Below are 19,575 nucleotides of genomic sequence, written 5' to 3' on the forward strand. Positions count from 1 at the left end.
GTCCTGACAAGGTTGTCTTTGGGTCAGCGGTGTCAGAGACCGAGGTCGCGGCGCAGCTTGGCGACGTGCCCGGTGGCCTTCACGTTGTACTGCGCGACCGCGATCTTCCCGTCCTGGTCGACGACGAACGTGGACCGGATCACCCCGGTCACCTTCTTCCCGTACATGGTCTTCTCGCCGAACGCGCCGTACGCCGTCAGCACCTCCTTGTCCGGGTCGCTGAGCAGCGGGAAGGTCACCGCGTCGCGCTCGCGGAACTTCGCCAGCTTGGCCGGCTTGTCCGGGGAGATCCCGAGTACGGCGTACCCGGCGGCCTGCAGCGAGTCGAGCGAGTCGCGGAAGTCGCAGGCCTGCTTGGTGCAGCCCGGCGTCATCGCGGCCGGGTAGAAGTAGACGATCACGTTCTTCCCACGGAGGTCCGCGAGCGCCACGTCGTTGCCGTCGGCATCGGGCAGGGTGAAGTCGGGTGCGGTGTCGCCGACGGACAGACGATCGGACATCAGGTCCTCCACGAGATAGGTCTACTGGGCGCAATGTTACGTGCGCGGTGACGTGCGCGGCGGCCTGGGCAGTTGCGGCTAGCCTGAGGCGATGCGGGCCATGACAGTCACGCCGGGCAAGAGCGACTCGGCGGCAGTGGGCGACGTACCGGAACCGCCGGTGGTCGACGGGTCGATTCTCGTGGAGGGCCTGCTGACGGGCATCTGCGGGACCGACATCGAGCTGGTCACCGGAGCGTTCGGCAGCGGCCGTCCGGGTGCCGACAGGCTCGTCATCGGGCACGAGTCGCTCGGACGCGTGCTGGAGGCACCGATCGGCTCCGGCTTCGCCGCCGGGGACTTGGTAGCCGGAGTGGTACGTCGGCCGGACCCAGTGCCCTGCCCGGCGTGTGCCCGCGGCGAGTGGGACTTCTGCCGCAACGGGAAGTACACAGAGCGCGGTATCAAGGACATGGACGGGTACGGCGCCGAGCGCTGGCGGGTCGACCCGTACTTCGCCGTACCGGTGCCTGCTGCGCTCGGGAACCTCGGCGTACTCGTGGAACCGGCCAGCATCCTCACCAAGGCGTGGGAGCAGGTGGACCGGGTAGGGCAACGCTCCTGGTACGCACCGCAGCACGTGCTGGTCACGGGCGCCGGGCCGATCGGCCTGCTGGCCGCACTGATCGCACGGCAGCGTGGGTACGGCGTACACGTGCTGGACCGGGTCACCGACGGGCCCAAGCCGGAGTTGGTACGGGAGCTCGGTGCGACATACCTGACGGACCTGCAGCGACTGGACGTCGTACCGGATGTGGTGATCGAGGCAACCGGTGTCGGGCAGCTGGTGTACGACTGTGCCTCACTACTGCCACCTGCAGGCGTCATGTGCCTCGCTGGGATCCACCCCGGCCCGGCCACTGTCGACGTACAGCTGGACGCGCTTGTGCGGCAGCTAGTGGTGCGGAACGCCGCACTCGTAGGCACGGTCAACGCTGGTAAGAGGCACTACGCGGACGCTGTGGACGTGCTGACCAAGGCCGACCGGACCTGGCTGGAACGGCTGGTCACCCGGACCGTGCCGCTGTCCGAATGGCCGAAAGCACTCGTTCGGGAACCGGAAGACATCAAGGTGGTCGTGGACTTGCGGAGCTGACCTGCGAGGATGGGTGTGACCAGGGGCAGCTCGGGGCATGCCCCGCCGACGGAAGGGAGCCGACACGTGTCGGACACGAAGGCTCGGACCGCCGAGCAGATCGAGGCGGACATCGCCGCCACCCGCGACCGCCTGGCCTCCACCGTGGACGAGCTGGTCGACCGGGCGAACCCGAAGGCCGTCCTCGAGCGGCAGGTCGAGCAGGCCAAGTCCCAGGTCTTCGACGAGGACGGGCAGCTGCGCACCCAGAAGATCGTCGCGGTCGCCGGTGCGGTCGTCGGCGTGGTCGGCGTGCTGCTGGTGATCCGCCGGCTGGTGGGTCGCCGGTGACTCCTCGCAAGCGGCTCTCCGACGACAAACTGCCGATCCGGATGCTGCACGACCGCGTCCTGGTCTCCCTCGAGCAGGAGGGCGAGCGCAAGTCGTCGGCGGGCATCCTGATCCCCGCCACCGCCCAGCTGGGCCGCCGGCTGTCCTGGGCGAAGGTGGTCGCGATCGGCGCCAACGTTCGTACCGTGGAGGTCGACGACCGGGTGCTGTTCGACCCGGAGGACCGCGCGGAGGTGGAGGTGCGCGGCGACGACTACATCCTGCTGCGCGAGCGCGACCTGCACGCGGTCGCCGCCGGCCGCCTCGAAGACGGCCAGACCGGCCTCTATCTCTGATCGTGGGGCTGTGGACAGCCGAACACCGTCGCTGAGCAGGTGGGGGAGAATAGCCGGGTGATCTTCGAGACCTCCAGTCGCCTGCCGGACTTTCCGTGGGACAAGCTCGCCCCGTACCAGCAGAAGGCGGCCGCGCATCCCGACGGCATCGTGGACCTGTCCGTGGGAAGTCCGGTGGACCCGGTGCCGGACCTGGTGAAGCAGGCGCTGGCCGACGCGGCGGACGCCCCGGCGTACCCGACGACGATCGGTACGTCGGCCGCCCGGCAGGCCGCGGTGGACTGGATGCGGCGGCGGCTCGATGTGACCGGTGTCGACCCGAAGAGCGGCGTGCTGCCCGTGATCGGCACCAAGGAGCTGATCATGATGCTGCCGACGCTGCTCGGCATCGGCGCCGGCGACACGGTCCTGATCCCGGACCTGGCCTACCCGACCTACGAGGCCGGTGCCGCGCTCGCCCGGGCGACCAGCGTGCCGGTCGCGGACCCGGCGGCGTACGACGGGCCGGTGCGGGTCGCGTACCTGAATTCCCCACGCAACCCGTCCGGCCAGATCACGCCCGCGGCGGACCTGCGGCGTGCGGTCGAGTGGGCGCGTGCGAACGACGTACTGCTGGTCAGCGACGAGTGCTACACCGAGTTCGGCTGGGACGAGAAGCCGGTGTCGGTGCTGCACCCGGACGTGTCCGGCGGGAGCTTCGACAACCTGCTGGCGGTGCACTCGCTCTCGAAGCGCTCCAACCTGGCCGGGTACCGCGGCGGCTTCGTCGCGGGGGACCCGACGGTCGTCGCGGAGCTGCTCGCCGTACGGAAGCACGCCGGGCTGATGGTGCCGTCCCCGATCCAGGCCGCGATGGCGGCGGCGTTCGCGGACGACGTACACGTGGAGGAGCAGCGCGCCCGTTACCTGCGTCGCCGTGCGGTGCTGCGGGACGCCCTGACCGACGCCGGCTGGGAGATCACCCTGTCGAACGGCGGGCTGTACCTGTGGGCGTCGCACCCGTCGTACGACGCGTACGGCTCGGTCGGCGCGCTGGCGGACAAGGGGATCCTCGTCGCCCCCGGTGTGTTCTACGGGACTGCGGGTGAGCGGCACGTGCGGGTGGCGCTGACCGGGACCGACGAGCGCGTCGACGCAGCGGTCAAACGGCTGTCGGAGTAGAAACTTCGCGGCTTCGTGTGACGTCCTCCCGGTGTCACTGCCTCTAACAGGGGTAAGTGATGTCGAGGGAGGGGAGGGCACATGCGGCTGCATCTGCTCGGGGTCGTGGCGGTACTGCTGGCTGGTGTCACGCCGACACCTGCACCAACACCATCACCAACAGCCTCACCAACACTGACTCCCACACCGGCGGTGGTGTCCCCGACGCCGACGCCGGACTGGTCGATCACGCTGGCCCAGCCGGCCGCGTCCTGGGAGGACCGGCCGACCGTCTTCACCGGCAAGATCAGCAAGCCGGTCACCGGCTCGTACGTCACGCTCTGGCAGCGCGTCCCCGGCGCCTGGGTGCTGCGCGGCTCCACCCGGACCACGGCCGGCGGCGCGTACCGGTTCAGCTACGTGTCGGCGGTCACCGGCACCTGGGCGTTCCGCACGATGATCGGCGTCAAGGCCGAGACCGCGCTCGCCATCTCGGACTACCGGACCGTGCCGATCCAGGACCGGAAGATCGTCCTCAACACCCCGGCGTCCTGGTACGCGACGCTCACCGGCGTCTCGGTCGCCGGGAAGCTCGTGCCGGCCGAGCCGGGCAAGGAGGTCGCGCTGCAGCAGTACCTCGGCAGCGGGAAGTGGCAACTCCTGAACGTCGCGACGATGGATGCCGGAGGCAACTTCCGGCTCCGGGTGCCCGACGACCTGCCGGCCACCCGTACTGTCCGCGTGGTCACGCGTGGCGTCAGCCAGGCCGCGATGGAGTACTCCGCGCTCGCGAAGATCGTGATCAGGGCGGCACTCAACCCCAAGGTGTACGCCGTCTCCGCGGCGATGGTGCCGAACACGTACCGGGCCGGATGCCCCGTGAAACCGTCGGCGCTACGCCTGCTGCAGCTGAGCTACTGGGGCTTCGACGGCCGCGTGCACCGCGGTGAGCTGATCCTCCGGGACGCCGCGGTCGCGAAGATGATCACGGTCTGGACCTCGACGTTCGCGGCGAAGTTCCCGATCCGGCAGATGCGCCGGGTGGATGCGTTCGGCGGCAACGACGTCCGGTCGATGGCGGCGGACAACACGTCGGCGTTCAACTGCCGCCGGGTGACAGGCGATCCGTACTCGCTGTCGCCGCACTCGTACGGCTGGGCGATCGACATCAACACTGTCGAGAACCCGTACCTGGCCGCGAACGGCGTCTGGTACCCGTCGAACGGCCTGGCGTACCGCAACCGCGCAGTGGTTCGTCCGGGCATGCTGTTCGCCAACAGCGTCGCCACGAAGGCCCTCATCGGTCAGGGCTACTTCTGGGGCGCCGGCTGGGCCAAGCCCGACTACCAACACTTCGAGCCCAGGTGAAGCCGCTGGTGGTCGCATGCGCGCTGGCACTCCTGCTGACAGGCTGCAGCTCCAAGCCCGCGGCTGAGCCGCCAACGCACTCTGCCCCCTCAAAGGCAATCCCCAGCATGGTCAGCGGCACGGTGCCCGTTCCCACCAACACGCTCCCCACCAACGAGCCGACCGACGCTGCCGTCCCACCGCAGCTCCCGGAACGAGCGACCGCCCCACCACCAGCCAACGCCGGACCGCTAACAGCCAGCAACCTCCCAGCCCCAGAGAAGCTGGGTGCCGGCTGGAAGACCTACACCGACCCAGGCGGCGCAGAAGCCGGCTTCATCGGCAACAACACCTGGACCCGCCGTCGTGACCCCCACCAAGCCTCCTACGAAGCCCTACCTTCCGGCTGCTCCGGCCAACCGGTCAAAGGCTCCCTCGCCGTCCCCGCCTACGCCCTGACCGGCAGCTACCGCACCCCGGACCACCTACCCGCCACAGCCCTCCTACTCCGCTTCAAGGACGCCACCGGAGCCGAGAGCTACTACGCGGGTTACCAGGCACGTATGCACGCGTGTGGCTCCGGCGGCGACCTCTCCGTCAAACAACTCTGGGACACCACCACAGCAGCGACCGCCGTACGCTCATACGCCGGAGCTGAGTCCTACGTCGACCTCTCAGTAGTCCGTGGCTCCACAGTCGCCCTACTGGCCACCACCTCCACCCACCCGGACCAACAGTCCGACTGGGCGCACACCGTCGTACCAGCCCTGGAGTCCGTCATCGACTAGGGCGAGTGCTGGAAGATGTATTACCTTTCAGTATTTCGTGACCTACACTCCGGTTATGGGTGACTTCGACCGGTATGCCCGCCTGACCGCGCAGCTCGACGCGCCGTACGCCGTGATCGACCTGGCCGCGTTCCGCCGGAACGCCGACGACCTGGTCCGCCGGGCCGCCGGTACCCCGGTCCGGATCGCCTCCAAGTCGGTTCGCTGCCGCCCGCTGATCGCCGCCGCGCTCGAGCGGCCCGGGTTCCACGGCGTGATGAGCTACGCGCTGCCCGAGGCGCTCTGGCTGGCCCGGAACGGCGTCGACGACATCCTGCTCGGCTACCCGACCGCGCACCGGGCGGCGCTCCGCGAACTCTCCGAGGACCCCGAGGCGGCGTCCCGGATCACGCTGATGATCGACTCGCCGGAGCACCTCGGATTCATCAAGGCCACCGCGACCGGGACTGCCCGGATCCAGGTCTGCCTGGACGTCGACGCCTCGCTGCGGATCCTCGGTCAGCACCTCGGCGTCCGGCGGTCCCCGCTCCGGACCGCGACCGACGTGGCGACCCTCGCCCGTACGGTGGCGGCCGACAGTGCGTTCGAGCTGACCGGCGTGATGTTCTACGAGGCGCAGATCGCCGGGCTGCCGGACACGTCGCCGGCCGTCCGCTGGGTGAAGCGCCGTTCGGCCGCGGAGCTCGCGGACCGGCGCGGCGCGGTTGTCGACGCGGTCAAGCAGGTGGCGCCGCTGCGGATCGTGAACAGCGGCGGCACCGGCAGCCTGGAGATCAGCAGCGCCGATCCGGTCGTCACCGAGGTCACCGCCGGCTCCGGCCTCTACGGCCCGACCCTGTTCGACAAGTACGACGTCTTCCAGCCCGAGCCCGCGATGGCGTACGCGGTGGACGTAGTACGGCGGCCCGCGCCGCGGATCGCCACGCTGTTCGGCGGTGGGTACGTCGCGTCCGGTCCGGCGAAGAAGTCGCGGCTCCCGCTGCCCGCATCGCCGTCCGGGCTGAAGCTGCTCGGCACCGAGGGCGCCGGGGAGGTGCAGACTCCGGTGCAGGGACAATCGGCCGATCGGCTGAAAATCGGCGACAGAGTGTGGATGCGCTACGCCAAGGCAGGCGAGATGCTGGAGCGGTTCGACGTCCTGCACGCGATCGACGGCGAGGACGTCAGCGAGCTCGCGACGTACCGGGGCGAAGGGAAGAACTTCGGATGAGCACCTGGCGGAACTGGTCCGGCACCGAGTCGGCGACCGGCATCGAGACTCTGCGACCAGGGTCGACCGACGAGCTCGCGGCGACGGTGAAGGCCGCGGCCGAGCAGGGCAAGAAGCTCAAGGCTGTCGGTTCCGGGCATTCGTTCACCGGCTGCTCGGTGCCGCAGCAGGTGATGGTCCAGCTCGATGGCCTGTCCTCGATCCTGCACGCGGACCAGGCGTCCGGCCGGGTCACGGTCGGTGCCGGCACCGACCTGCGGAAGCTGACCGCTGGGCTCGCCGCGTTCGACCTGGCGATGGCGAACCTCGGCGACATCGACAAGCAGACGATCTCCGGTGCGATCTCCACCGGGACCCACGGGACCGGTGCTCAGCTCGGCGGCCTGGCCACCCAGGTCGTCGCGCTCGACCTGGTCACCGCGGACGGCTCGGTCCTGCACTGCTCGGCCGAGGAGCACCCCGAGGTGTTCGGCGCGGCCCGAATCTCGGTCGGCGCGCTCGGCGTGATCAGCGCACTGACCTTGCAGTGTGTGCCGGCGTTCCTGCTGCGTGCGCAGGAGATGCCGCTGCCGCTGGCCGACGTCCTCGACGGCTTCGACGAGTTTGCCGACGGCAACGATCACTTCGAGTTCTACTGGTTCCCGCACACCGAGATCGCGCTCACCAAGCGGAACAACCGGGTCGGTGCGGACGTTGCTGCGGCGCCGGTCGGGCGGGTCCGCGGCTGGGTGGACGACGAGTTGCTGTCCAACAAGGTGTTCGAGCTGACGAACCGCCTGGCCGTACGGCGGCCCGGGATGGTTCCGCGGATCAACCAGCTCGCGTCCCGCGCACTCTCGGCCCGGGAGTACGTCGACGCGTCGTACAAGGTGTTCTGTTCCGAGCGGAGTGTCGTGTTCCGCGAGTCGGAGTACGCCGTACCGCGGGAGAGCGTGGTCGAGGTGCTGCACCGGTTGCGGGACTGGATCGACGCGTCCGGCGAGCGGATCCCGTTCCCGATCGAGGTCCGGGTGGCCGCGCCGGACGACATCTGGCTGTCCACCGCGTCCGGCCGCGCGACGGCGTACATCGCGATCCACCAGTACCACCGGCTGCCCCACGACCCGTACTTCCGGGCCTTCGAGAACATCGTCGCCGACTACGGCGGTCGGCCGCACTGGGGCAAGCTGCACACGCTGACCGCGACCGACCTGCGCGCCAGGTACCCGCGCTTCGACGACTTCCTCGCCGTCCGCGACCGCCTCGACCCACACCGAACCTTCGAGAACGCCTACACCCGCCAGGTCTTCGGGGACTAGCCTGCGAGCATGGAGCTCGAACCGGTTGTCGAGGATTGGCAGAAGGCACTGGCGGTCGTCGCGCATCCGGACGACCTGGAGTTCGGTGCGGCGGCGGCGATCGCGCGCTGGACCGGGCAGGGAAAGCAGATCGTGTACTGCCTGCTGACGTCGGGGGAGGCCGGCATCGACGGCGTCGACCCGGCCGAGTGCGGCCCGCTGCGGGAGGCCGAGCAGATCGAGTCGTCGCGGATCGTCGGGGTGTCGGCGGTCGAGTTCCTCGGCCAGCCGGACGGCACGATCGAGTACGGCGTACCGCTGCGCCGCGTGATCACCGCAGCGATCCGCCGGCACCAGCCCGAGATCGTGATCACCAACAACTTCCGCGACACCTGGGACGGCGACGCGCTGCTGAACCAGGCGGACCACATCAACACCGGCCGCGCGACCCTCGACGCGGTCCGGGACGCCGCGAACCGGTGGATCTTCCCGGACGCCGGCGACAAGTGGGACGGCGTCCGGCAACTGTGGGCGGCCGGCTCACCCAGCGGGCGGCACGGCGTGGACACCACCGGGAGCTTCCAGACCGGGGTCCGGTCGCTGAAGGCCCACAAGGCCTACATCGACGGCCTGAACTGGCCCGACTTCGACCCGGAGGAGTTCCTCGAAGGTGTGTCGCGTCCGGCCGGCACGCTGCTCGGCACGAAGTACGCGGCCCGATTCGAAATCTTCACTCTTTGAGGTACTCCTGCAAGTGCGGCGGCGTCGGCTTCGGCCGGCGCGGCTCGCGGTCGCCGGCGGTGCCGGGGCCAGGCGGGTTGTTCGGGCCGGCCCAGGAGCGGATCAGCGCCCGGCCGCCCTTGCGGGTCAGCCGGTGCAGGTCGATCCGCTCGACGTCGCCGGCCGGGATGCCGAGCTGGGCGAGGCTGCGGTTCGCCATCGCGCAGGCCGCGTCGTGCTTGCGCGGCGACATCTTCTGCTGCAGGACGATCGCGATCGAGCCGTCCGGCAGGTCCTCGATCCGCTGGAACCGCATCCCGTTGTCCAGCGACCAGGAGTGCAGGGCCAGGTCGATGTAGTCGGCGTTGGAGACTCGCCGATCGGGCTTCGCGCGCGCAACCACTTCGTATCGGGCCATGTCCCGATCATCCGTCGCCGGCCGCCGGATTTCCAGGAATCTGCGATCAGCGAAGTACGTCGATCGCCGCCGCCACCCGGGCCGGGTCCGAGATCAGCGTGAGGTGGTTCGCGTTCGGGATCAGCGTCGGCGCGGGCGCGCCGATCCGGGTCGCGGTCTCGGCCGCGTTGCCGCCGTTGGTGTCGTTCGCGCCGAACACCACCGACTTGGGGAGCTTCAGCTCCTTCAGCTTCGCCAGCCGGTCGGCCGGGACCGCGGGAATCCCGTTCGCGGTCATCTGCCACACCGCGTTCTCCGCGCCGGGCTGCCGGAACGGGCGGGTCCACTCGTCGACGTCCATCTGCGGGCAGCCGGGCGTGCAGACGCTGTTGTAGATCTTCTTCAGCAGCCAGCCCTGGTCCAGCACCAGCCGGAACAGCGAGGTCCGGTACGGCGGGATGATCAGCCAGCTCGGCGGACCGGGTTTCCCGCCCGGCAGCGGCAGGCCGTCGCCGTCCAGGAACATGATCCCGCCGACCCGGCCGGGCGCCTCCAGCGTCGCCTCGGCCGCGACCCCGGCACCGAGCGAGTGCCCGACCAGGATCGGCCGCGGCTGACCGGGACCGCCGAGGTGCATCGCGTCCAGGAACCCGAGCAGCTGCGCCGCGAGATGCTCGATCGTGTACGGCGCCTTGCGCTCGGAGTACCCGTAGCCGGTGATGTCGTACGCGTACACGCGGTGCGTCTTCGCGAGCAGCGGCACCAGCCGCGACCAGGTGTCGACGGACTCCGCCGCACCGTGGACGAGCACGACGGGTGTGCCCGACGTACCCCAGGTGTCGTACCGGGTGTTGATGCCGCCCGCCTCGACGTACTTGAGGCCCGGCGGTGGCGCAGCTGTTCCGTTGGTGGCGAAGTTGAAGCCGAACGACGCGACAGTGACGATCAGCCAGAGCCCGAGGAGTCCCAGGAACCCCCGCCACAGGAACCGTTTCACGCCCCTAGTGTTACAGCACCACCTAGAGCTGCAGGACGCGCTGGGCTTCGGTGAGTACGGCGGGGGAGGCGAGGGAGTGCCAGCGGGGCAGCTGCTCCTGGAGGAACGGGCGGAGCTGGTCGGCCCGTTTCGCGTCGTTGTCGAGGACGTCGAGCTCGTTGACGATCGTCAGGTCGACGAAGTCCCGCAGGGCGGCGGCGCCGAGCTCCTCCGACGTACCGGTGAAGCGGTCGGTGACCGTGCGGTGCTCGGCCAGGTCCCGCCAGGTCGTCTCCCGGTCGCAGGCGCCGTACCGGTAGACGATCGCCTCGGCCTCGGCGCCGATCACCGATTCCAGCACCGGGCGCTCGGTCTGCCAGTCGAACAGGTGCGTCGGGTAGCCGTCGGTCCCGTACGCCGCGTGCGCCAGCCCGGCCAGCACCAGCGTGTCGGAGGCGCCGAGCGACCCGAGGCGCTTGGCAACCCGGTGCAGGTGCACGTACAGCGTGCCGCCCGCATGGTCGAACTCGTCCGCGCCGCGCACCAGCAGCAGCGAACCCAGGTCCTCGAGAGTGCTCATCCGACCCCTTCTCACCCCGGAGCGGCCACGTCCTGCAGATCACCCACGGTAAGGCCAATAGGCGGCCCCCGCCCAGCACCTCGGCGTGCCGTTTCAGTCACACGGCGGGGGCGTGAAACAAGAACTGGTGACGTGGGATTGGAAATGACCTGTGCAGCGCCACCGCCACGCCGGCCCAGCCCCACTCTGGGGCTACGCTCGCAGCTCAGCCGACCCCGGCGCCAGCTCAGGTTGTTGCTATGGGCAAGGGCTGAGGGTACGGCAGGTCCGGGGTGGTTGAACAGGAAGTGGTGGGCTCCGGCAGGCAATGACCTGTTCAAGGCGCCGGCAGCCTGGTGGACCTCCCGGGAGTTGGTCGAGTTGCCCGCGGTCGCCCACCGCGCCCTGCGGCACGGTGATCGCCGTCATGATGCCCCGTGCTCCGAGCAGAATCAGGCGATCTCGGCGACGTGCAGGGCGATCAGCGGTCCGCCCGCCTGCATGAGCCGCCCGCCGTCACGCAGTCCGCCTAGTACGACGGCCGCGAGGCCCAGGGAGTCGACGAAGGCGGCGACTGTGGCGTTGGCCTCGGTGTCGTCGCCCGCGAGGAAGATGACGAGGCGGCCGTCGGTCCGGTCCGCGCTCTGTGCGACGACGTTCATGAAGACCGTGTTGAACCCCTTGACGACGCGTGCGCCGGGCATCAGCGTCGCGATGTACTCACTGCCGGTCTGATCGCCGAGATCGACCGGGGCTTGCATGTCGTGGTGGTGCCACTGGTTCGTGGTGTCGATGACGATCCGCCCGTTCAGGTCGCCCCCGTTCTCGAGGGCGGCGGGCACCTGGTCCCAGCCGACCGCCAGGATCGTGATGTCGGCTCGGGCGGTGTCCTCGACAGTGCCTGCGGATGCACCCTCGCCCAGTTGGCCGACGAGATCGGTGAGGGACTCGGGGCCGCGACTGTTGCTCAGGATGACCTGGTGACCGGCCGCGAGGGCGAGTCGGGCGATTGTCTGGGCAACACGACCCGCTCCGATGGCGCCGATGGTCAGCTTGTCGTTATCTGACATGTGATCCTCGTACTTTCATGGAATCGGAGAGGTGTCAGGCGCTTTTCGGCCAGTGCGGGAAGGCGTGTCGCCTACCCGCGATGGTCGCGATCGCCGTGGGAATCATGATGGCGACGGCTGTCCATGGAATGGAGGTGACGCCGAGTCCGGAGAGCAGGAGTCCGCCGAAAACTCCGCCGGCCGCGATGCTGAGATTGAAGACGGTCACGAGCATCGACTGGACGCCGTCCGTACCGGCCGCCCGGATGCCGGCGGTGACGAACAGCGTGGCCGAACCGCCGAACCCGAAGCCCCAGGCGGCTACGCCCAGGTAGAAGATCACCGGACTCAGCACAGCGAACCCGAGGACGAAGGCGCCGCCGCCGAGGACCACCATGCTCATGACGACCAGCCGACGGTGGTGCGGGTCGACATAGGATCCGGTTGCCCAGATGCTGAGCAGCGCGGCTGCACCGAAAACGACGAGGACCCACTCGACCTGGCCGCCGGCATGCGCAGCGATCGCCAGCGGAGCGATGTAGGTGTACAGGATGCTGTGGGCGACCATGAATCCGGCAACGACCCCGAGAATCGGCCGTACCCCAGGGGCACGGAGGATGGTCACGAAACGAACGTGGTCTTTCTCGGCCTGGCCCGGAAGGCTCGGCAGTGAGACCAGCACCCAGACGATCAGGGCGACGCTGATAGCCGCCGCCACGGCGAAGGTCGCCTGCCAGCCGGCTTCATCGCCCAAGAAGGTGCCCAGCGGAAGCCCGAGCGACAGGGCGATGGGCGTGCCCGCCATCGCAATGGCGATGGCCTTGCCCTGCAACGCCGCGGGGGCGATCCGTGCCGCGTACCCGCCGAGGTTCGACCAGATCAGTCCCGCTCCGACGCCGGCGACGAAGCGTGCGACGAGGATGACCATGAAGCTGCTGACGAGCGCTACGACTGCGTTCGCCAGTGCGAAGGTGACCAGCGCCGCCACCAGGACGATCCGGCGGTCCAGGTTCTTCAACGCCGAGTTGATCGGGATCGCCGTGAACGCCGTAGCGAGCGCATACACCGTGACCGTTTGACCGGCGGCGGCCTCCGAGAGCCCGAGGCTGTTCGACATCGTCGGCAGCAAGCCGGCAGGGATCGTCTCGTTGATGATTCCCAGGAAGCCCGCTGTGAACAGCGCCAGGAGGCCTGACAGCGGGAGCCTTGCCTCCTTCCGAACGCGGGGTTCTGCATTGGTTGGCAATGACATGTTCAGTCCTTTCGATGGCCGGCCAGCGAGTCCCGCACGGCGGCCAGGCCGTCGGCGTGCGAGATCACCGGCTGGTATCCGAGTTCGGCGACGGCCTTTTCGGTTCGCAGCGTGCACATCTGGCCGAGGAACCACCGGGCCGGAACGGCGATCTGCCGGGCGGCGGTTTCGGCGTCCACGTCGGGAATCGGGGAGCTGACGTCGTACATCGCGAAGTGGGTCTCGAGGAATTCCCGGAGGATCACACGGTGCTGATCGGTGATGAAGTACGCCTGACCGGGTCGGCCGCGACGCCATCCGAGAATGAGGCCCTCAACGGCGTTGTCGACGAACGTCACATCGGTCGTGTGCCGGCCGCCCTCGATCCAGGCGAAGTGTCCAGCCTTCGCCGCCGCCGCGAGTCCCTCGACGAGGAAGCTTCCGGGCCCCCAGACGAACCTTGGGCGGATCGACACCGTGGCGAGACCCGGCCCGCTCGCATCCAGCACGATCGCCTCCGATCGGGCCTTCGCCGCGCTGTATGCAGCTTCTGAATCCGGCCGGAGCGGTGCGGTCTCGTTGACGTCCACGAGCGGCTCACCGGCCAGGAGAGCAGCTTCGCTGCCGCAGTGAACGAGCCGGGGAACGCCGGCGAAGCGGGCTGCGTCCAGGGCCGCCCGAGTGCCTCCGACCGACACGAACTCCTGCCGCGCGCGGTCGGCCGTGATGTCCGTCTCCGCCGCGAGGTGGAACAGCACCTCGCTGCCCGTGACGTGCTCCTGCCACGTGGCCGCATCGGTCAACTCACCCCGCACCGGCTCCGCGCCCAACGCCGTCACGACGTCAGCCGACGCCGTACTGCGGACCAGGACGCGGACTGTATGCCCGTCGCCGAGAAGCCGGCGAACCAGCCTCCGGCCGATGAAACCCGACCCACCCGTTATGAATGCCTGTGCCATCTGGCTCTCTCTCAGCGAAGGGTGCCCTCTCCCCGAGATCGGGAAGAACGCTCTTGCCTGGTCAAACCGGCACTGGGACTTTCCGCTTCCCTCCATCGCATTGATACTTCGATGGCCTGCGATAAGATCTATGGATGGCAAGCTTGCGGGCGCTGGAGTGTTTGGTCGCGGTCGCGGACACGGGATCGATCACGCGAGCGGCGCGACTGCTGCACTCGTCGCAACCGGCGATCTCCCATCAGCTCGCCGGACTGGAACGCGAGGCCCGGACGGAGTTGCTTCGCCGCGAACCGCGCGGTGTCAAGCTCACCCCAGCTGGACGAGCCGCCGTCGTCGATGCGCGGCGAGCCATTGAGGCGGCTGCATCGGCGGTGCGCTCGGCACGCGCGGTAGGCGAGGCGACCGGGGGAGCGCTGCGACTGGCGTGCGCGCAAAGTCTGACCGTTCCGCTGCTTGCGCCGGTCATCCGTGACTGGCATCGGCGTCAGCCGGAGGTAGCGATCAGTCTGCGGGAGTCCGCGGTGCCGGGCGAGCTCTTCGGGTTCATCGAGGCCGACGAAGCGGACGTGGTGCTGGTGCCGGGTCCAGTGGCCGAGCGATTCACCTCCACGGTGGTCGCCGAGGAGGAGATCGTGCTGACGGCGCCGAAGGACCACCGTCTTGCCGAGCAGTCGTCGGTGAAGCTGGGCGATCTCGACGGTGAGCGGCTCATCCATTTCGCGCCGGACAACGGGCTCGGCAGCTGGCTCGATTGGTCGCTCAGTCGGGCCGGTGTCCGCCCGGAGCCGGTGATGAGAACATCGGTGACTACCGCCGCTCCGCAGCTCGCGGCGGCCGGGCTCGGCGCCGCGGTGACACCTGTCAGCGCGGTGAGCGCGGGCTTCCTGGGCGCGGTCCGATCCTTCTCGCCACGATGGACCAGGCAGTTGGTCGCGGTGACCCCTGGGGGTGCGGATCCACTCGCCACACGATTCATCGCCAACCTGCGGGCGCGTGGCGTTCGAGTGCCCCGCGATGTCCAGGCCCAACTCACCAAGGCTCGGTGAAGAGCCGGACCGCCAGCGAGTTCCAGAACCCGCCCGCAACCACCTCACACAGTTGCGGACGGGTTCTGACTTTTCCTACCCGTGGTCGTCAGGGAAGGTGACCACCACGGGGAGCCTGCGTCGGGATCAGGAGTGTTGTCAGTCCAGGTCGGCGAGGGCCTTGCGGGCGACCTCCAGCTCGGCCTCGAGGGCGGCGACCTTGGCGGCCTGCTGGGAGCGGGCCTCCTCGATCACCTCGTCGATCGGGGTCGACAGGTCCTCGTGCAGCTCCTTGGCCGCGCGCGACACCGCGGCCGCGGCGACGGCCAGGTCGCGCGCCAGGTACGTCGTGCCCTGCCTGAGCTCGGCGTGCCACTCGCCGTCGGCCGTGCCGGTGACGGTCAGCGTGAGCTCGATGGTCTTGGCCTTCTTGCCGGCCGCCTTCTTCGCCGGAGCCTTCTTCGGCTTCGGCGCTTCGACGGATTCGGGGGCCTCGACGACCTCGGGAGTATCGACAACCTCGGGAGTGTCGACCAGGTCTGACGGCGCTTCTACTGCAAAGGTGTCTACAGTCATCGTTGCGGCGATCTCCTTCTGACTGGCTGGATCGCTATTAGAACATATGTTCGACAGACACGCCAACCAGCTTGCGCAGGAAGTGTGATGTCTCAGGACTTCGGTGACAGTTCTGCATCAGGACATCGGTGACAGTCGATGTCTCAGGACTTCGGTGACGTTTGGGGTTTGTCGGTGTGTGGTCCGGGTGGTCTGCCGTTGCCGACGTAGGCGGTGCCGGGTGCGGGTCGGGTGTGTTCGATGAGGATCTCGCCTTGGAGGTCGGTGACGGTGATCGTGTCGCCGGTCTTGTTGCCGTTGGTGATGACGAGGACGTGCTGGAAGCCTCGTCGCCCGTCGACCATGTACTGGGTCTTGTCCAGGTAGAAGGCGCCGTTGCTGGTCAGCGTCTTCACGACGGTGTCGTCGGGCAGGTCTGTGGGTGCTGGTGCGGGGGCGGGTCGGGGCCGGCTGGCGGGACGGCGGATCAGGTCGTGGGTGGGGCGGGGTGCCTCGGCCTTCGCGGTGGTCTGCCAGGCGGTCAGTGGTGTGATGCGGCCGGGTAGGCCTTGGTGGGGACGTTGGGTGTTGTAGATGTGGTCGAAGGCGTCGACCTGGGTCTGTAACTGGTCCAGGTCGGCGGCGAGTGGCTGTTTGTCGAGGTAGCGGAACAGGGTCTGGTGGAAGCGTTCGTTTTTGCCCTGGGTGGTGGGTTTGTAGGGCTTGCCGGTGATCGGTTCGACGCCGAGGGCCATGACGTGGACGACGAGTTGGCCCAGGAGTCCGCGGCGTGACGGGTTGAGCGCGATCCCGTTGTCGGACAGCAGCCGTTGCGGCACGCCGTGGGCGGTCATGGCCTTGTTGAACACGACGATCGCGGCCTCGGCGGTCTCGCCCCACGCGACGTGGGAGGCGAGTGCGTAGCGGGAGTGGTCGTCGATGAGCTGGAAGATCACGCATTTGCGCCCGCGGGTGAGCACGTACTCGGTGGCGTCGAGCTGCCAGCAGGCGTTCGGGGCCGGATACACGAACCGGCCATGCCGCCCTCGGCTTCTTGCGCGGTTCCAGCCGCGCCACGCCGGCCCGCCGGAAGATCCGGGCCAGTGACGCGACCGACGGCACCAGCTCCAGGCCCATTGCGTGCATCTTGTCGTGCACGCTGATCGGGCCGCAGTCCAGCCCAGACTGCTCGAGTGCAGCCCGGACCCCGATCGCCTGCCGCTCGACCTCGTCGGTCAGCTTCGACGGGCTCGACTTCGGTCGCCGCGACCTCGGCTCCAACGCTGCCGCGGGCCCGTCAGCCAGGGCGCGCCGCCGGATCTCGTAGAACGTCTTGCGCGAGATGCCGTGCTCGGCGCAGAACGTCGAGACCGCCCCGCGAGGCGCATCAGACGGCCACTGCGTGATCGCGAGACGGACACGAGGATCGATGGGTTCATTGGCAGCCACCGCCCGAGCCTCGGGGCGGAAGTGTCACCACCAAGAATCCTTGCAGTGTCACCGATGTCCTGATGCAGAACCGTCACCTATGTCCTGAGACATAACAAGCTTGCGCAGGAAGCGATCGACCCGGTCCGCCGGCGCCGGCCCGGCGTCCATGCACGCCTGTACGGCGGCGGTCGCGCGAACCGACAGCGCCTCCTTGAAGATCAGCTGCATCCGGCGGTTCAGCGTGCTCTCGTGCAGCACCTTGTAGAGCCCCGCGTACTCCTGGGTCCAGGTCCCGGGGAACAGTAGCCGCGCCCGCAGGCGTGCCACCGGATTGGCGCCGGCGGCCGCCTCGGCCCGCTCGAGGTCGCGCAGCCGCCGAGCGTGGCAAGGCGTTCGGCATCTACGGCGCAGTCATGGGGAGTGCTTCGGGCCTGGGTGTACTGGCAGGCGGCGTACTGACGCAGTACCTGGACTGGCGGTGGTCCATGTACGTGAACGTCCCGATCGCCGCACTGGCAGCAGCAGGCATCCTGTACGCCGTCCGCCCGGCGCCACGCACCAGCGGACTGCGAGTCGACGTACTAGGGGCGTTGCTGGCGACCGCGGGACTGATGGCTGTCGTCTTCGGGTTCGCGCGAGCAGAGTCGGACGGCTGGGGCGCGCCGCTGACCTACGCGTCGCTGGGCGCTGGAGTAGCGCTCCTGGCAGCGTTCTTGGTGGCACAGGCTCGCGTGAGCAACCCGCTGTTGCCGCTGAGGGTCTTGAGAGATCGCAGGCGCGGCGGCTCGTACCTGGCCGTGCTGACAGTCGGGTTGATGGTCGGCGTACGTGCTGTCAGCCGCCTGTTCGCGAAAGTCAGCGTGAGGGCGCTGATCTGCCCCGGGCTGCTCACCATCGCCGCAGGGCTCGCTCTGCTCGGGCTGGTGCGTGCAGACAGCAGCTACTGGCTACACGTGATGCCCGTGTTCCTGCTGGTAGGTCTTGGGACCGGGTGGGTGCTGGTGACCGCCAACAGCACCGGCACCCTTGGCGCCGGCTCCGACAGTGCGGTAGCCGGCGCCACGGTGATGACGTCGCAACAGGTAGGTGCCTCACTGGGCACGGCCTTGCTCAGCTCGCGGTCTACTGGGTGCTCTCGGAGCGGTCGCCCGACCACTCCAGGTGGAAACTGCCCTCACGGTCGACGCGCTTGTAGGTGTGCGCGCCGAACAGGTCGCGCAGTCCCTGGATCAGCGCGGCCGGGAGACGCTCCGCCCGCAGACCGTCGTAGTACGACAGGGCGGCTGAGAAGCCAGGAGCCGGTACGCCGACGGTCGCCGCCGTCGCGACCACCCGTCGCCAGGCCTCCTGCCCGCTGGCGACCGCATCCTTGAAGTAGCCGTCCACGAGCAGCGAGGGCAGCGCCGGGTTCCGGTCGTAGGCCTCCGTGACACGGTCCAGGAACCGTGCCCGGATGATGCATCCGCCGCGCCAGATCTTCGCCATCGCGCCGAGGTCGATGTTCCAGTCGTACTCCTCGCTGGCGGCCCGGATCGCGTCGAAGCCCTGGGCGTACGCCACGATCTTCGACGAGTACAGCGCATGCCGCACGTCCTCGACGAACGCCTTCCGGTCGACGTCGACCTTTACCTCGGTTGGCCCCGGAAGGACGCCGGCGGCAGCCTCCCGCCGTACGACGTCACCGGACAGCGAGCGCGCGAAGACGGCCTCGGCCATGCCGCTGACCGGTATGCCGAGGTCGAGCGCGGACTGGACCGTCCAGCGGCCGGTGCCCTTCTGCTCGGCCTGGTCGAGGACGACGTCCACGAACGGGCCGCCCGTGGTGGGGTCGGTCTGGCTCAGCACCTCGGCGGTGATCTCGATCAGGAACGACTCGAGGTCGCCGGTGTTCCAGTCCCGGAACACGTCCGCGAGCTCGGCCGGAGACAGCCCGAGCACGTGCCGGAGCAGGTCGTACGCCTCCGCGATCAGCTGCATGTCGGCGTACTCGATGCCGTTGTGCAGCATCTTCACGAAGTGGCCGGCGCCGTCCGGGCCGACGTGCACGCAGCACGGCTCGCCGTTCACGTGCGCGGAGATCTTGGTCAGCATCGGCTCCAGCGCGGCGTACGACTCGGGGGAGCCGCCGGGCATGATGCTCGGGCCGTTCAGTGCGCCCTCCTCGCCGCCGGACACGCCGCTGCCGACGAAGTGCAGGCCCTTCTCGCGCAGCGCGGCCTCGCGGCGCCGGGTGTCCAGGAAGTGCGCGTTGCCGGCGTCGACGACGATGTCGCCCTCGTCCAGCAGCGGCACCAGCTCGTCGATGACCGCGTCGGTCGGGGCCCCGGCCTTGACCATGACGATCACCCGGCGCGGCGGCTCCAGCGACTCGACGAAGCCCGCCAGATCGGTGGACGGGACGAACTCGCCCTCGGAGCCGAACTCCGCCACCAGGGAGTCGGTCCGCGCCTGGGACCGGTTGTGCAGGGCGACACGGAACCCGTTACGTGCGAGGTTCCGGGCCAGGTTGCGGCCCATCACCGCGAGGCCGGTGACGCCGATCTGGGCTTTGCCGTCAACAGCACTGGTGCTCATCGAATCTCCCGCAAAGTCTGAAGTTGTGTGCGGGGTC

At 69.0% G+C, this 19,575-nt stretch carries 20 protein-coding genes and 2 pseudogenes; 11 read left to right on the top strand and 11 right to left on the bottom strand.

Annotated elements, in window-relative coordinates; all coding sequences use genetic code 11:
• Positions 1–32: 32 nt before the first annotated feature.
• Entirely contained in the window at positions 33–500 is a 468-nt protein-coding gene (gene bcp / locus JOF29_RS33115) for a thioredoxin-dependent thiol peroxidase (protein WP_209698308.1), read from the bottom strand.
• 91 nt (positions 501–591) lie between these two features.
• Between bcp and JOF29_RS33120 the strand changes: the two genes are divergently transcribed.
• From JOF29_RS33120 to JOF29_RS33160, 9 genes are all read left to right on the top strand, one after another.
• Positions 592–1,635, top strand: coding sequence for a glucose 1-dehydrogenase (locus tag JOF29_RS33120; RefSeq protein WP_209698309.1), 1,044 nt, complete (start codon positions 592–594; stop codon positions 1,633–1,635).
• 66 nt (positions 1,636–1,701) lie between these two features.
• Positions 1,702–1,965 carry a DUF3618 domain-containing protein gene (locus JOF29_RS33125; RefSeq protein ID WP_209698310.1) on the top strand — a complete coding sequence of 88 codons (264 nt, stop codon included), beginning with the start codon at positions 1,702–1,704 and terminating at the stop codon, positions 1,963–1,965.
• On the top strand, positions 1,962–2,300 hold the full coding sequence (locus JOF29_RS33130) for a GroES family chaperonin (RefSeq protein ID WP_425557303.1): 339 nt from the start codon (positions 1,962–1,964) through the stop codon (positions 2,298–2,300). Before JOF29_RS33125 ends, JOF29_RS33130 begins: the two co-directional genes overlap by 4 nt.
• Positions 2,301–2,360: 60 nt before the next feature.
• Positions 2,361–3,461, top strand: coding sequence for a succinyldiaminopimelate transaminase (gene dapC / locus JOF29_RS33135; RefSeq protein WP_209700132.1), 1,101 nt, complete (start codon positions 2,361–2,363; stop codon positions 3,459–3,461).
• 81 nt (positions 3,462–3,542) lie between these two features.
• Positions 3,543–4,808, top strand: a complete 1,266-nt coding sequence (locus JOF29_RS33140) for a M15 family metallopeptidase (protein WP_209698311.1) — start codon at positions 3,543–3,545, stop codon at positions 4,806–4,808.
• 122 nt (positions 4,809–4,930) lie between these two features.
• Positions 4,931–5,575 carry a hypothetical protein gene (locus tag JOF29_RS33145; protein WP_209698312.1) on the top strand — a complete coding sequence of 215 codons (645 nt, stop codon included), beginning with the start codon at positions 4,931–4,933 and terminating at the stop codon, positions 5,573–5,575.
• A gap of 55 nt (positions 5,576–5,630) precedes the next feature.
• Positions 5,631–6,785: an amino acid deaminase/aldolase gene (locus JOF29_RS33150; RefSeq protein ID WP_209698313.1), complete on the top strand. Its 1,155-nt coding sequence runs from the start codon at positions 5,631–5,633 to the stop codon at positions 6,783–6,785.
• Complete coding sequence (locus JOF29_RS33155) at positions 6,782–8,083, top strand: D-arabinono-1,4-lactone oxidase (RefSeq protein ID WP_209698314.1); 1,302 nt, start codon at positions 6,782–6,784, stop codon at positions 8,081–8,083. The genes JOF29_RS33150 and JOF29_RS33155 overlap by 4 nt, the downstream gene beginning before the upstream one ends.
• Before the next feature lie 9 nt (positions 8,084–8,092).
• Entirely contained in the window at positions 8,093–8,803 is a 711-nt protein-coding gene (locus JOF29_RS33160) for a PIG-L deacetylase family protein (protein WP_209698315.1), read from the top strand.
• On the opposite strand, the gene JOF29_RS33165 is transcribed toward JOF29_RS33160, so the two are convergent.
• The 6 genes from JOF29_RS33165 to JOF29_RS33190 form a co-directional block, all read right to left on the bottom strand.
• Positions 8,793–9,200, bottom strand: coding sequence for a hypothetical protein (locus JOF29_RS33165; RefSeq protein ID WP_209698316.1), 408 nt, complete (start codon positions 9,198–9,200; stop codon positions 8,793–8,795). The genes JOF29_RS33160 and JOF29_RS33165 overlap by 11 nt on opposite strands.
• A gap of 46 nt (positions 9,201–9,246) precedes the next feature.
• Entirely contained in the window at positions 9,247–10,176 is a 930-nt protein-coding gene (locus tag JOF29_RS33170; RefSeq protein WP_209698317.1) for an alpha/beta fold hydrolase, read from the bottom strand.
• A gap of 22 nt (positions 10,177–10,198) precedes the next feature.
• On the bottom strand, positions 10,199–10,735 hold the full coding sequence (locus tag JOF29_RS33175; RefSeq protein WP_209698318.1) for a DUF6817 domain-containing protein: 537 nt from the start codon (positions 10,733–10,735) through the stop codon (positions 10,199–10,201).
• Positions 10,736–11,166: 431 nt separating this feature from the next.
• Positions 11,167–11,784 carry an NADPH-dependent F420 reductase gene (locus JOF29_RS33180; RefSeq protein ID WP_209698319.1) on the bottom strand — a complete coding sequence of 206 codons (618 nt, stop codon included), beginning with the start codon at positions 11,782–11,784 and terminating at the stop codon, positions 11,167–11,169.
• A gap of 34 nt (positions 11,785–11,818) precedes the next feature.
• Positions 11,819–13,015 (bottom strand): MFS transporter, encoded by a 1,197-nt coding sequence (locus JOF29_RS33185; RefSeq protein ID WP_209698320.1) that lies wholly within the window; start codon positions 13,013–13,015, stop codon positions 11,819–11,821.
• Positions 13,016–13,017: 2 nt separating this feature from the next.
• Positions 13,018–13,953: an NAD-dependent epimerase/dehydratase family protein gene (locus JOF29_RS33190; protein WP_209698321.1), complete on the bottom strand. Its 936-nt coding sequence runs from the start codon at positions 13,951–13,953 to the stop codon at positions 13,018–13,020.
• 134 nt (positions 13,954–14,087) lie between these two features.
• Between JOF29_RS33190 and JOF29_RS33195 the strand changes: the two genes are divergently transcribed.
• Positions 14,088–14,999, top strand: a complete 912-nt coding sequence (locus JOF29_RS33195) for a LysR family transcriptional regulator (protein ID WP_209698322.1) — start codon at positions 14,088–14,090, stop codon at positions 14,997–14,999.
• A gap of 138 nt (positions 15,000–15,137) precedes the next feature.
• Here JOF29_RS33195 and JOF29_RS33200 read toward each other — a convergent pair whose 3' ends face one another.
• The 3 genes and pseudogenes from JOF29_RS33200 to JOF29_RS33210 form a co-directional block, all read right to left on the bottom strand.
• Positions 15,138–15,554 carry a DUF6319 family protein gene (locus JOF29_RS33200; protein WP_209698323.1) on the bottom strand — a complete coding sequence of 139 codons (417 nt, stop codon included), beginning with the start codon at positions 15,552–15,554 and terminating at the stop codon, positions 15,138–15,140.
• A gap of 491 nt (positions 15,555–16,045) precedes the next feature.
• A pseudogene (locus JOF29_RS33205) lies at positions 16,046–16,982 on the bottom strand (integrase core domain-containing protein); the annotation flags it as partial.
• A gap of 48 nt (positions 16,983–17,030) precedes the next feature.
• Positions 17,031–17,291 (bottom strand): hypothetical protein, encoded by a 261-nt coding sequence (locus tag JOF29_RS33210; protein ID WP_209698324.1) that lies wholly within the window; start codon positions 17,289–17,291, stop codon positions 17,031–17,033.
• On the opposite strand from JOF29_RS33210, the pseudogene JOF29_RS46150 reads away from it, so the two are divergent.
• A pseudogene (locus JOF29_RS46150) lies at positions 17,285–18,055 on the top strand (MFS transporter); the annotation flags it as partial. The gene JOF29_RS33210 and the pseudogene JOF29_RS46150 overlap by 7 nt on opposite strands.
• Before the next feature lie 31 nt (positions 18,056–18,086).
• Here the strand turns inward: JOF29_RS46150 and gnd are convergent.
• Complete coding sequence (gnd, locus tag JOF29_RS33215) at positions 18,087–19,538, bottom strand: NADP-dependent phosphogluconate dehydrogenase (RefSeq protein WP_209698325.1); 1,452 nt, start codon at positions 19,536–19,538, stop codon at positions 18,087–18,089.
• Between the last annotated feature and the right edge of the window lie 37 nt (positions 19,539–19,575).

The sequence above is a fragment of the Kribbella aluminosa genome (assembly GCF_017876295.1).
Classification (GTDB): domain Bacteria; phylum Actinomycetota; class Actinomycetes; order Propionibacteriales; family Kribbellaceae; genus Kribbella; species Kribbella aluminosa.